11 protein-coding genes are annotated in these 13,479 nt (G+C 51.2%); all 11 read right to left on the reverse strand.

What is annotated here, in order from left to right; genetic code table 11:
* Positions 1-51: 51 nt before the first annotated feature.
* Entirely contained in the window at positions 52-1,134 is a 1,083-nt protein-coding gene (locus WCY17_RS08280) for a hypothetical protein (RefSeq protein ID WP_372701708.1), read from the reverse strand.
* 230 nt (positions 1,135-1,364) lie between these two features.
* The gene (locus WCY17_RS08285; RefSeq protein WP_372701709.1) at positions 1,365-2,504 is read right to left on the reverse strand and encodes a glycosyltransferase family 4 protein; all 1,140 of its coding nucleotides are present in this window, start codon (positions 2,502-2,504) and stop codon (positions 1,365-1,367) included.
* Between the two features lie 120 nt (positions 2,505-2,624).
* On the reverse strand, positions 2,625-3,608 hold the full coding sequence (locus WCY17_RS08290) for a hypothetical protein (RefSeq protein WP_372701710.1): 984 nt from the start codon (positions 3,606-3,608) through the stop codon (positions 2,625-2,627).
* 721 nt (positions 3,609-4,329) lie between these two features.
* The gene (locus tag WCY17_RS08295) at positions 4,330-5,580 is read right to left on the reverse strand and encodes an ABC transporter substrate-binding protein (RefSeq protein WP_372701711.1); all 1,251 of its coding nucleotides are present in this window, start codon (positions 5,578-5,580) and stop codon (positions 4,330-4,332) included.
* A gap of 13 nt (positions 5,581-5,593) precedes the next feature.
* Entirely contained in the window at positions 5,594-6,280 is a 687-nt protein-coding gene (locus tag WCY17_RS08300; protein WP_372701712.1) for a haloacid dehalogenase type II, read from the reverse strand.
* A gap of 307 nt (positions 6,281-6,587) precedes the next feature.
* Entirely contained in the window at positions 6,588-7,553 is a 966-nt protein-coding gene (locus WCY17_RS08305) for an amidohydrolase family protein (RefSeq protein ID WP_372701713.1), read from the reverse strand.
* A gap of 40 nt (positions 7,554-7,593) precedes the next feature.
* Complete coding sequence (locus WCY17_RS08310) at positions 7,594-8,874, reverse strand: TRAP transporter large permease (RefSeq protein WP_372701714.1); 1,281 nt, start codon at positions 8,872-8,874, stop codon at positions 7,594-7,596.
* 16 nt (positions 8,875-8,890) lie between these two features.
* A complete protein-coding gene (locus WCY17_RS08315) occupies positions 8,891-9,418 on the reverse strand; it encodes a TRAP transporter small permease (RefSeq protein ID WP_372701715.1) in 528 nt (175 codons plus the stop codon).
* A 45-nt stretch (positions 9,419-9,463) separates the two neighbouring features.
* Positions 9,464-10,474, reverse strand: a complete 1,011-nt coding sequence (locus WCY17_RS08320) for a TRAP transporter substrate-binding protein (RefSeq protein WP_372701716.1) — start codon at positions 10,472-10,474, stop codon at positions 9,464-9,466.
* Positions 10,475-11,074: 600 nt separating this feature from the next.
* Complete coding sequence (locus WCY17_RS08325; RefSeq protein ID WP_372701717.1) at positions 11,075-12,190, reverse strand: hypothetical protein; 1,116 nt, start codon at positions 12,188-12,190, stop codon at positions 11,075-11,077.
* Positions 12,172-13,437 (reverse strand): glycosyltransferase, encoded by a 1,266-nt coding sequence (locus tag WCY17_RS08330; protein ID WP_372701718.1) that lies wholly within the window; start codon positions 13,435-13,437, stop codon positions 12,172-12,174. Before WCY17_RS08330 ends, WCY17_RS08325 begins: the two co-directional genes overlap by 19 nt.
* Between the last annotated feature and the right edge of the window lie 42 nt (positions 13,438-13,479).

Consider the following 13,479-nt stretch of genomic DNA (forward strand, 5'->3'; position numbering starts at 1 on the left):
ATAGCCGGGGAGGTAGAAACCGGCGAGGAGAAGAACGTCATTACGCACAATTCAATAACGTCCGGTAATGCGCCCAGATCCTACAATTCTAGTCTGAGAGCGATAGATCATGAAGAACCAGTACACAAGAACTATAGGCGATACACTTATGACCGGCATCAGCATTCTGGTAGAAAATGATGTCATGCCCCCCCACACCAGAACCATCATGTTGGCTGCCAGCAGGACTATGCCATAGCCGTCAAAAAATTGCCAATTGGATACCCATTTGCATAATTTCGCAACTAAATGCACCATTATGAGTGCTGTCACTACACCAAACGAACCTAAATAATAAAGATGCTCGCCTACTAGAGTTGCAGCTATTGAATGACCAGCTAAGGTCAAATAATCATCCATATTTCGAACAACATACTCGAAACCAAAGCCAAAGGGTTTAGTTGGCCACCATACTCGCGGAACAAATGACAATAATGTGAACACCACCTGATCCAGAAATCCGCTGACATCGATTCCAAACTGATCTGCGTGCTCCATGAACGTACTTGCCAGTCTATATGGTCCTACTGCAGAATCTTGCGCCACACTAGATATATCGATAGCCCATGACAACTCCTTCCTGTTCCCCGATATTAGCGTCGCCCCGAGAATTGGGACGAGAGTGAAATACACCTTCTGTACCTTTATGTTATTGACATATAAAAAATACAGAAAGCACGTAATCATTGCACCAAATATTACTGTTCTTCCAAAACCACCCCAGGCAAGCGTATAATATGCAGCAAACACAAGAAACTGTATGACTGCCAGCATGACGTTGTGCAGCAGTCTTCCAGGTATCATACATATCGCAAAATACATTACCGAAGCAGGAAGAAAATACGCTGCCCATGTAGTATACAAACCCGCGACGACCAACGACACAGCTATAAGCAAATAGACTTTCAAATTTAGTTTATTGGCTTTTCTGGAATGATAATTGTATGATATATATGTGAGGTCTGATGTATTATTTAGAAAATAGAGTGAAACTAGAGAACTAAGATAATATAAGGTAAAGCTTGTTCCAAATAAATAATTATTCACCAACACTGGAAAATACATATATACAGAAAAACCAACCAGAAACATCATATTGATTGATGAGTACGAATTTGATCTGTATATCAGGTATATATATATCAACGTAGCGAACAAAATATTCGCACCGTTAACAAGAAAGAGCGACAACAACAATATCACTATTATCACGAAATAAGCAATCATGTTTTGAATATTAAATTTTATTAACATTTCCTGATGTGCCAATTGTCATAACTTTCCAAATTAAGAGATATGATTTGCTGCCCGGTGGCACGGGCAGTCTAATTGCGCCGATTGAATGCAGCTTGGTTGTTGCACCAAGGTGGCTCGGGTCGTGCAGCACCTCCATTCCGGTACATTAGAATACTCTCGAGATAGTCTGCTCCGACGTCAGCACCAAGACATACAGACCAAGACCGCAAAACGTGACGATCATGCTGCTGAATACATCCCTGAGTCACATGTTGCTCTAGCAGTCCCGCAAGTTCTAAGGCTTTTCCGGTTTTGAATACACTACCAAACCCACTTGCCTCAACAACGCCAGCGCAGCCGCAGGATCTGGACACAATCGCCGGGGTACCGACCATCATCGCTTCCGAGACCACAGCACCCCACCCGTCGTGCCTGCTTGGCAACACAAGCACATCCGCCCTGGCCATCAGTTTTTGTATATCTGACATGGGTAACTGTCCAGTCCACTCTAGTCGTTCCCCAAGCACCTTTGCCGCATGCGCTTGTAAGCTCTGTGCCAAAACACCACTACCTACTACCTGAAGTGAGAAATTTACAAAGCCACGCCGAAGCAGCTCACCCAGAGCGCAAATAAGGAGATCCAATCTTTTTCGCTCAATCAATTGACCGACAAATAATATTCTGTAGCGATGATTTGTTCGTGACGGTATCTCTAGAGCAATAGGCTCTGGTAGAAAATATGCGAAAGGGAATATCTTATCGTACGGAAACCCACGTTCTTCAAACCATCTTGGCATTCGTACGCCTATGGCCAAGATTCCAGATAGCCGGCTACGCCAGTAATATAATAAAGCCCGATAGACTCCTCGCTTCACGCATCCACGCAAGCCTGTCTCATCAATCGTCTCCATAATCGCCCACTGCTGAAGTCCACGGCTATCAAGCAAGCGCTGCGCTTGGCCTATTAGCCCATTGGCACGTAGTCCCTGGCAGATATGGATAGAGTCGAGAGGAGCACTTTCGACTTCTTTTTTTACCTCGACAGCGGTAGTTACATATCGCAAGTCAATGCCATCAAATTTCGGAACCTGCCAACCTAACTCACGACGATCCTTACTCATTGATTGTTCGACAATATAGATTACCTTACGTCCGTTACGTGCAAGTGACGCAGCCAAACCAGCCATATGCGGGCTGATAATTCGTTGCCAGAACCAGATCTCGTACACTGCCAATTTTCCGCAAATTATTCTTGTGTATACATATAACCCTACTGGGCAGGCGAAATTATAAAGCAAGCGCAGATCACAGACACGGATATTCAATAACCTAATTAAATGCCAGCTATACTAATTACGACTCGCTTCGAGGGGGCTGACATTTTCTAGGTATCGATCCCTTGTTTCATTAAATATTTTCTCAACTATTTTCCATTTAGGATTATTACTTCCTACGCTCCAACCATCTAAAGCCATCTTTATAGCACTCACCACATCGCCGTTAGTCGCCACATATACACAATTATTCACCCTCTTGAATTGCATGATAATGTCTTCGAAATAACTGGTCGTTACAACACTTAGCCCATGACTGATGGCTTGGAATACCTTAGTAGGGAGGGAATACTTATAGTTTAGTGATTGGTGTATGGGACAAAAAACCAAGACTTTGTAACGATATAGAAACGACATGTCTTTTGGATCATATTCACCCATTACCTTGATATCTCCTCGCAGATTTTTATCTTTCAAACACGCGATGTACTTACGCAGCCATTCATTGGTAATCCCCCTACCGTAAAGATGTATATTAATGCCATGGCTTAGCATAATGTCAAATAAGTGAGCGGGTGCGTGCCCCGGGGTACCAAAATATATCACCGTATCCGAGTATCTTGAATTTTTGTTTTCTAAATAATCTTGTATCGCAATATTTTTTATTACAACCGGTTTATCACCGTAATTCCGCTGTAAAACCACCGCCAGGCCATCTGATACTGTAAACTTCTTGACCTTTTTTAGTTTAAATATAAATCTTTCCAAGTTTTTGTATATTACATACCTGATGGCAATCTTTAAACTAATGAATCCACGCCATTCGATCAAATCATGCACATCATATATTAATATACGATCTAAACCATACAGCCGTTTTATCAAGACACAAAAGACCAAATAAGGCAGTGATGTCTGCGCATGAAATACTATTGTTTTTACATTGCTATCTGCAAGTATCAACCATAAATTTCTTACATTTAATTTTTTATTAGCACGAAAATCATCCTTTATGCTCCTATGTATAAAAATAGAGTCAGGATAGAAAGTTTTCTGCATAAGGACTCTAGCCGAACCATAGCAGTCTAATTTATATAAATGGCATATCGAAAATTTTTTCATTAATGAACAATTTTTGGAAAATTCTCCAATGTCTATTTAAACCAAGTTCCAAACAAGGGTTTATCGGAATAAATCCGGCGGACTGAAACTGAATATAGACTATTCAAGACGACTTAGTCAGGAAGTATATGATGAGGTAATGTGATTTTCGACGTCGAATTACATGTCAAGCGAAAAATCAATCGCCACGCAAAACTTATGACAGTGTTGTAGTGAACGGTCCATTGAGGAATACTTACTGATCTGATGGCGCTGCGTTACCAGAAACGAGGCAGGTGTCACAGGCTTTACACCACGGGTTAGGCTGCCCATACACTTCATGCAGCCATGGCTCAAATTTGCGAAACTCGGCCATATAGAGAGCACCGTGTAGCAGCACTCCGGTACGCCATTTTTCCATGCCCTCGCTCACTCGCAGCGGCATCTCCGCCGGGGACGATGATCATTATTTTTCGCGACCTGCATAAAAAACATGGCATAGTTACCGATTTCGCCAAAGTCAATAATATAAGATTGGCCGACAAGACATTTCGGTGCGATCGAGCGGCCGATCCGTTCGAAGGACAGTACAGCGCACAATATACCGAAACGGCTTGACGGACGGAAATAAACAAGTACAAGATCCGTCAAGCCACAGGCACGTACAAAACCCTGGTGATCAGCCAGCGACCAACGGGCACTCACTATCCTGATACGCCTTGAAGGCTTCGCCTGCAGGCACGGCTGTCACGGTTTCGAACAAATCCCATTCTTCACTGGGATTGTCCTTGACCCGCACAAGATACATTTCATGGAAATTGAGACCGTTGGGCATGATCTTTCCGCCCTTCATGTACATGTCATTGATTTCCATTTCACCCAGGACTTTCCGCACGGCTTCGGGTTCATTCGTACCCGCCTGCTCAACGGCCTTCAGATACGAACTGACGGCGGAATATACACCACCCTGGATGAATGTCGGCATGGCCCCATGTTTGTCGTAGAACCTGCGTGACCACTGCTCGGCCTCGTCTGTGATGTTCCAGTACCATGGGCTTGTAAAGGTCAGGCCGGATGCGATTTCTTTGCCGAGGGATTTCGCATCTGTAATGAAGACCACTGTCCCAACCAGTTGCTGACCCTTGTCGATCTGGAATTCTTTCGCCTGTTTCAGCGAATTCACGAAATCCTGGCCGCCATTGGCCAGGGCCACGACCTTTGCACCGGACGCTTGGGCCTGCAGGAGATAGGACGAAAAATCGGTCGTACCCAATGGCACCTTGACGCTTCCCACGACATGGCCACCGGATTTTTCGATGATGTTGCGGGCGTCCTGCTCCATCGATTTTCCGTACGCATAATCTGCCGTAATGAAAAACCACGTATCGCCACCTGTCTTCATGACCCCGGATGCCAGGCCGGAGGCGATGGCGTAGGTATTGTAGGCATACTGAATACCGTATTTGGTGCAGTCGATCTCGGCAAGCTTGGTGGTACCCGAGCCCACATTGATGGTAATCGTGTCCTTATCAGATGCGAGCTTCTGCACGCCGATGCCGACCGCCGAGTTACTGAGCGAGGTCATCATGTCGACCTTGTCCAGGTCTATCCATCTCCGGGCGATGGATAATGCAACTTCGGGCTTGTTCTGATAATCGGCAGAAATCAGCTTGATCGGTACATCCAGAACCTTGCCGCCAAAGTCATCAATGGCCATTTGCGCCGCAACAACGGTGCCCGGGCCTTCAAAATCCTTGTAGATGCCGGACATTTCAGCCATCACCCCGATGGTGATGACTTCGGGTGCAACGGCCTGCGCGCCGTTTTCTGATTCATTGGCAGCATGTGCCAAGCCAGTGGCCAGAAGCAGGCTGCTCAGCATGCCCGCTGTAATCAATTTGTTCATCATCTCACTCCATGAATCTTGCATGACGCCTGAGAATTCAGGCTTTTTTCAGAAGTTCGACGACTTCCGCAAACCCTCTGACGACCAGATCCGGCTTTGGTCCGAAGATTCTCGGTATTTCATCTTTCCGGTTCATCCAGATGCCCTGCATGCCGGCCTGTTGCGCCCCGGCGAAATCGAACCAGCCGGCACTGATGTGCACGATGTTCTCGGGTGCCGTGGCGGCGCGCTTTGCGCCATGCAGGTAGAGTTCCTTGGCTGGCTTGTATTGATGTATTTCTTCTACGCTGATGTAATCGTTGATGATGTCGTCGATGCGGGCAATTTTCACCAGTGACTTCAGCATGGCCGGGTCGCCGTTCGACAGGACGTACACCGGGTATCCAAGGTCCCGCAGCGCCTTCACGCCATCTCTGACATCATCGAATACCTTCAGATCGTGGTAGATCGAAAGAATGTCATTGATTTCCTCTTCTGGCAGGTCGATCTGATGCACCTTGAGCGAATATCTCAGGGCGTGGCGATTCAGCTCGTAGAAGCTTTCATACGTACCGTAGAAATTGCACAACATGCCATAGACGAGCGACTCGTACCGCCACAGCTTTGCAACCTCGTCGGCATTGTCGATCTTTTCTCGCAGCGGCCCGGCTGCGCTATCGACATCCAGCAATGTGCTGTACGAGTCTATGGTAATGGTCTTGATTCTTGAAACATCTAATGACATGGCGCTTTCCTTCTGCAGCGAATTTAACGATGTGAGGCATGGTACGACACCCAAACGGTTTGATATATTCGAATGTATTTTGTTTCATCCAGATATATTCATTATCCATCAGCGGGCCGAAATCCATACGCCGTAACATCTTATACCAGCCACTGGAAAATGAGCTGCCGACATGCGCCATGCGTTTTTCTGAATTGAATACGAAGTGCTTCTTTTTCGTATATTTTCAGCATTTTCAACTGCGACCCCCAAGCCATATGCACGGGTGGGCGGATGCGAAGGCGCACACAAGCACCTCCTTTACAGATCAGGAAGTGCTGCCCCCAAACCCATACAATTCCGCAGGATTGTCCACCAGCACCTGGTGCCACAGTTCATCGTCATCATCCACCCAGCGGCGCAGTTCATCCACCAGCATTCCGTCATCTGGTACGAACTGGCCCACCCTGACATGCGGCCAGTCGGTGCCGAACACCACGCGGTTGGGGGCCACGGCCAGCAGGTGGTACGCGATCGGTACCACATCCACGAAGGGCGGCATCGGGTAGGCCGAGATGCGTTTGGGGCCGCTGAGCTTGACCCAGCAGCGGCCTTCCTGCATCAGGGCGAGCAGTTCACGAAATGACGGGTGCTCGACGCCCAGCCAGGCGCCGAAGTGCCCCATGTGATCGAACACCACGTCCACCGGCAGTTCGGCCAGCGTGTCGGCAAAGTGTTCGACACTGCTGATGTCCATCAGGATCTGCAGGTGCCAGCCCAGGTGCGAGATGCGGTCGGCCAGGTCGCTGATCTGTTCGAAGTCCACGTCGGCGCCGCGAAACAGCAGGTTCAGGCGCAGGCCGCGCACGCCCAGGGTGTGCCAGGTAAGCAGTTCTTCATCGGTGACCGAGTGATCGGCCACGGCGATGCCGCGCCACGTGATGCCCAGGGGGTCTTCATTCGCGGCCGCCAGGGCGGTGAGCATGCAGCGGTTGTCGGTGCCGTACACGCTGGGCTGCACCAGCACGGCGCGCTGGAAGCCCAGGTGGTGCAGCAGGCTCGCGTAGCGCACGCGCGAGACATCGTGCGGAGTGTAGTCGCGCGTGCGGCTGTAGGGAAAGCGGCCGGCCGGCCCGAAGATGTGCGCGTGGGCATCGCAGCTGCCGGCGGGCAGCCGGAGTCGGGGGCGGCTGGGTTCGTCCATCGGGCCGGGGATATCCGGCAATTCGATGTCGAATTCAGGGTCGTCGGGGTCGGGGATATCGGGCTCGTCGGCTGGGTCGGGGGTGGACATGGGCGGCGCTCTTTGGTGGCGGGGTGGATGAACTGGCGGCTCAGCCCATGAGGCCGGGCAACCAGGTGGTGACGGCGGGCACGTACGTGACCAGCAGGATGACGGCAACGAACACCAGCATGAAGGGCCCGAGCCGCCGGGCGATGTCCTCGATCTTCAGGTGGCTGATGGCCGAGGCGACGAAGATGGAATAGCCCACGGGCGGGGTGACCATGCCCACGGCGAAGTTGATCACCACCATGGCGCCCAGCTGGATGGGGTCCATGCCGATCATCTGGCCGATGCCGGTCAGCACGCCGCTCAGGATCACCATGGCCGACACGTTGTCCATCACGGCGCCCAGGATCAGCAGAAAGACGTTGATGAGCAGCAGGATCACGATGGGATTGTGCGTGAGCGCAAGCAGGCTGTCGACGATCTGCTGCGGGATCTGCTCATCGGCGATCAGGTAGGCGTAGCCGTAGGCGGTGGCGATGATGAAGACGATCATGCCGCTCATCTTCAGGCTGCGCAGCACGGCCTCGTACAGGGTAGGCCAGTTCAGCTCGCGGTAGATGAAGACCCCGGCCACCAAGCCGTACACCACCCCCACCATCGAGGCTTCGGTGGGGGTGAACACGCCGCCATAGATGCCGCCCAGGATGATGACCGGCGCCATCAGGGCCCAGAAGCCGTCGCGCGTGGCGCGCAGCAGCTCGCGCCCGGTGGCGCGCCGGTGGGGCTTGATGCCGTTGCGCCGGGCATGATGGATACTGACCAGGATGAAGCCGGCCGAGGCGATCAGCCCGGGCACCACGCCGGCCAGAAACAGTTTGGCGATGGATTGCTCGGCCAGCACGCCCCAGATGACCATGGGGATGGACGGCGGGATCATCTGGCCCAGGGGCCCCACGGCGGTGGACAGCGCGGCGGCGTAGTCGCGCCGGTAGCCTTCTTTTTCGAGCTCGTCGATCATGATCGAGCCCACCGCCGCCGTAGTGGCCGGGGCCGAGCCCGAGATGGCGCCAAAGAACGTGCCCGCCAGCACCGTGGCGATGCTCAGCCCGCCGGTCAGGTGGCCAAAGAGCGCCGAGGCAAAGCGCACCAGGCGGCGCGACAGGCCGCCCGCCCCCATCAGGTCGCCCGCCAGGATGAACCCTGGGATGGCCAGCAGGCTGTTCACGTCCGTGCCGGCCATCAGCTGCTGGGCAAAAATGATCGGGTTGGTATCGGTGATGTACAGCCCGCCCAGCGTGAGGATGGACAGCGTGAAGGCGATGGGCACACCCAGGACCAGCAGGATCACCAGCCCCAGCCCGAGAAAGAGCGCCAGAAAACTCACGATGGGGCCCGATCGCTCATGGCGTGGATGGCCGCTGCGGCCACAGGGTGCTGCGCAGGTTGAGCAGGCTGAAGACCACGATCAGCGCCCCGGCCACCGGCAGCGCCAGGTTGCGCACCCAGATGGGATAGCGCGTGGCCGGCGCCGTCTGCCCCACCGTCATCTGCATGAAATCCCAGCCTGTCCAGACCATGTACGCGCCCGTGACCAGGATCAGGACCTGGATCAGCGCGCGCAGCAGACGCAAGGCGGGCGGCGGCAGGCAGGCCTCGATCAGCTCGACGCGCACGTGGCCCGACTCGTGCACCAGCAGCGCGGCCGCCAGCAGCACCGTCCAGGAAAAGCAGAACATCGCCACCTCGTCCGTCCACGACAGAGCGCTCTGCACCACATAGCGAAAGAACACCCCGGTGATCAGGCTGGCCACGATGACCGCGCCCCCCAGCACGGTGAGCGCCGCGACTGCCTGCACCAGCCTGCGCGTGAGGGTGGCCATCATGCGCGCCGACCTTCGGAACTCGGCGGGCGTGGACGGATCCAGCATGACATGGCCCGGCGCGGCATGACCCGATGCGGCATGGTCCGGCGTTTACTGGCCCAGTGCGGCATCCAGCACCGGCGCGCCGATGGCGTCGCGATACTTGTCGTACACCGCGCCTTCCTTGTCGCGGAAGATGCCCAGGTCTGGTACCTCGTTCACCTGCATGCCGGCCGCCCGGATCTTGTCCAGGATCTCGGCATCACTGACCGCCATGGTGGCCCGCTGGCGCTCGATCGCCGCCCGCGCCGCCGCGCGCACCAGGTCCTGCGTGGCCGCATCCAGCTTGCCCAGGCTGCGGTCGGACATGAGCAGCGCCAGCGCGTTGTAGCTGTGCCGCGTAAGCGACAGATGCTTGGTGACCTCGGGGAACTTGTTGGCGTAGATCACCGCCAGCGGGATCTCCAGGCCATCGATGGTGCCCTGCTGCACCGCAGTGAAGGCATCGCCCCAGGGCAGCGGCACCGGATTGGCCCCCAGCGCGCGAAAGCTGTCGATGAACATGTCGCTGGGCTGCACGCGCAGGCGGATGCCCTTCAGGTCATCCGGTGTTTCAATCGGCCGCGTATTGTTGATCACGTGCCGGAAGCCCGCCTCGGCAAAGCCCAGGTTGGTCACCTTCTTGGCCTTGAGGTCCTCGGCCATGATCTCGCCCGCCTTGCCGTCCAGCACCTGGTGCGCCTGCTCGTTCGAGGCATACAGGAACGGCAGGTCATTGAGCTGGTACGACGGCAGGATATTGCCGATCACCGTGCCGGTGATCACGCCCATGTCCAGCGTACCCAGCTGCAGGCCCTGCAACATTTGCATCTCGTCACCCAGCTGGTGACCGCCATAGAACTGCACCTTGAACTGCCCCGGTGCTGCCTTTTCCAGCTCTTCGGCAAAATAATGCGCCGTGATCGCATACGGATCCGACGGGCTGTCGGCCGTCGTCCAGCCGATCTTGATCACCTGCGGCGCGGCGTGGGCCGCGGCGCCAACGCCCAGTGAAACGGCCAGGCCCAGCGCCAGGGCCGGTAGTACACGCCCAAAGCGTGCGGGGATGCGGGAAGGGAACATGAGATGTCTCCGTATGGTGTTTTTAGCTGGTTGTGGTGGTGATGTGGAACGCCATCTTGCGCTTGCAATAAGTCAATTCATGGCAGATTAAGCCGTTCGCCATGATGCCACAAGCCTCATCAGGGTTCCGAGGCCTTGCTGCCGATTGACCGATCAGAATTTGCCGTAATTTTCGCAATATGGAACAAAACGTCCGAAACTCAGCCGCTTCACCTAGATTTCATCTGCCTGGGCAGCCTTTGGGTGCATTTTCGGGCGCACCTATCCTGCCATTCGCATCAGAGCTCGGCGCGCCATCCACAGTAGCGTACCTTGGTATAGCCAAACTGACACCGGGTACACCGGTTCGAGCAACCTCATGAGCCTGCGCCGAGATACGACCTTGCCCATCTCTTCGAGAAATACCTCGCAGCGCGTACGCTTGCGCTGGCTGGCAAACTCCACATCGGAGAAACTGATCCGGTGTATGGTACCGATCCGAAGACGGCGACAAATGAGCAATAGGGTCTATTTTACCGAAACGAGAACTTGATCAGAGTATCCATAGCAGCATCATCAAAGTATGAAATAGCCATCACATTAAAGCAAACGACGTGAGCATCATTCTTTTGCGAAGCCAGTAATTAATTTCACAATCTGTTTATTATAGGCCGCATGAGCAACATTCATTGGAATACGCAGAACATACACTTGATCTGGAAATATATTTTTATATATTCCACGCCATTTCTTAAGAATATCAGCCATCCTAAGAACTGGCACTAAACCAGCAGCCTGAGAATTATATTCCTCCCAATTAATATATTTATGGAAAACCTGATACTCAGCTAGCATGACATGACATGCCATATCTACCGCCGTCTCACGCGACACTACATCAAGCTCAAAATCGGAAACATTTGTCCTGAATAGGAAACAAATATTAGACAAACTATTACCACCCGCATGCCAGTTTTGAAATAAAGCGTTTGGTTTGATTTTACGTCTTACGCTCGACGGATCAATTTTATTCTTTAGCCAAAAATGAGCAACATCAAAAATCCCTCGATTCTTTAAAACCCGGCTTTTCATATCATTCGCGACGCAATTGTAACCGTAGATTTTTGGCCACGCCATATTCCCATAAACAAGCCCTGAATCACTCACAATGGCAATATCATCAGAAATAAATGAAAATCCATCCATCCCTGCAACGGCAATCATCGCAGAAGACTTCCCAACTCCTCCTGTTCCAGTTAACAAAATACAGCCGCCATCGTACCCAATCGATGCCGCGTGCATAGTCGCTAGTTCAGGGAAAAAATACGATGTAGGTACCAACACGAGTTCGTGCAGAACTTGCACAAACCACTCAACACCTCGAGAAAACTCCATTGACCTTAGCTTGCGTACAAATCCAACAGGCCCACTATAATTTAAATCCCTTACATGAACATCCACCTGTAGCGGAGAATTTGTAATTTTACGCCAGGCAACCGTAGCCGGACCGAAATTCGCCTGAAACCCGTCAACTATTTTTTCATATATTTTTGGGTTGTTCGCGACAACATTATCAGGAAAGCTCTGTTCAACGAAATTAACAACCACACTAACGTCATTTGCACACCCCGAAGGATATAGAAGCAGCGACTCCTCCAGATACGGACCATATTCTCCATAAGAATTAAAACTAAATGTCCTGCCGAAGATTTGCTTTATTATATTCCGTGCCGACATGGCAATTCCTTCAACTTAGACACGAAGTTCGAATAATTTCTGGTAGCATTGAAATTAGAAGAAATATGCTCTCGCGCCTTAAGCCTCAATCCCTCTTGATTATCTCCCAAGAGCATCTCCTCCAACGCACAAGTCATTTCCTTGATAGACGGCGTAGTCGTTAACAATTTGCCGTTTTCATGAGTAATAAGATTCGCCATGCCACCAATGTTGGGTGCGATAGCGGGCACTCCAGCCGCCATTGCTTCCATTATGGAAACCGGCATTCCTTCAGATTCACTTGCGTTTATGAAAACATCAACAGGTTGCATGGAGTAAAAATTCTTCACGTAAGAATTTGACTTAAGCCCCAACAACTCTATATTCAAACGTGGACGACTAAAAACCTCCGCGGCACATTTATTTTTTAGTTCACAGAGCAACGGTCCATCGCCGATATGTGTCCATTTCACTTGAATTTCTGGATGCCAGTCCGAAAACAAGGAAACCGCAGCTAATATTTTATCTAATCTCTTTATTGCCACACAAAAGGAAACTGATACGATATGAGCTTCCCCGGCACGACTTCTAGCTGATACCTTGGACGGTAAAGGAACACCGAGAGGCGCTATCCCTAATATACCCGCCGCCGTTCCATAGGTCTGTTCAAAGTAGGACTTAGCTTCTTCTGAAAGAAGGAATATTTTATCGAAATCTGCAATAAACTGGCGCTTTAATGCCATATAATGAGTTTTCCTGCGGCTCTCATACAGATCGAATCCATGTGCACGACTAATCACACTGCCTACTTTGCCATGCCGCTTCAAAAGGCATGCAGCATAAGCCAAAGATTCATTCCAGTAGCTATATACAATATCAATACATCCTTCTTTAGAAATATATTTATTCAATTTCTTTTGAAAAATGAGGACATTTGCGCAAGCTTGTAACGCATACAGCACATTCTTCAGGGATAACCTATTCGATGATAACAAATATCTAATTTCACAAATAAAAAGCCTTGAAGTTACTGCTGGAGGCAGCCACAGCATCTTCATTAGTCGATGGCGCGAAAGAGGGCTACTGCCAACAAGTGATAGATTAATTTCAATATCCTCTGGAATATCTCTGACAGCCCCAGATGCAGTCGCTGGCATAAGTATTACTTCAACCCCCTCTGCTTCTGACCAATATGGTATTTCATCTTCCAGAAACTGCTCACCCGGTAAATATGGAAATGCCGAAGTAAGAATCACCACCTTTCGCACGCGATCATCTCAAAATGATATAAACCTGGATCGTCGATTGCG

Origin of the sequence: Castellaniella sp. (assembly GCF_041677825.1) — a bacterium.
Classification (GTDB): Bacteria; Pseudomonadota; Gammaproteobacteria; order Burkholderiales; family Burkholderiaceae_B; genus Castellaniella.

Coding starts and splice junctions, on each gene's coding strand:
- WCY17_RS08290 (WP_372701710.1), bottom strand. CDS start 3,608: ATGCAGAAAACTTTCTATCCTGACTCTATTTTTATACATAGGAGCATA.
- WCY17_RS08305 (WP_372701713.1), bottom strand. CDS start 7,553: ATGTCCACCCCCGACCCAGCCGACGAGCCCGATATCCCCGACCCCGAC.
- WCY17_RS08280 (WP_372701708.1), bottom strand. CDS start 1,134: ATGATGTTTCTGGTTGGTTTTTCTGTATATATGTATTTTCCAGTGTTG.
- WCY17_RS08300 (WP_372701712.1), bottom strand. CDS start 6,280: ATGTCATTAGATGTTTCAAGAATCAAGACCATTACCATAGACTCGTAC.
- WCY17_RS08315 (WP_372701715.1), bottom strand. CDS start 9,418: ATGCTGGATCCGTCCACGCCCGCCGAGTTCCGAAGGTCGGCGCGCATG.
- WCY17_RS08325 (WP_372701717.1), bottom strand. CDS start 12,190: ATGTCGGCACGGAATATAATAAAGCAAATCTTCGGCAGGACATTTAGT.
- WCY17_RS08295 (WP_372701711.1), bottom strand. CDS start 5,580: ATGCAAGATTCATGGAGTGAGATGATGAACAAATTGATTACAGCGGGC.
- WCY17_RS08320 (WP_372701716.1), bottom strand. CDS start 10,474: ATGTTCCCTTCCCGCATCCCCGCACGCTTTGGGCGTGTACTACCGGCC.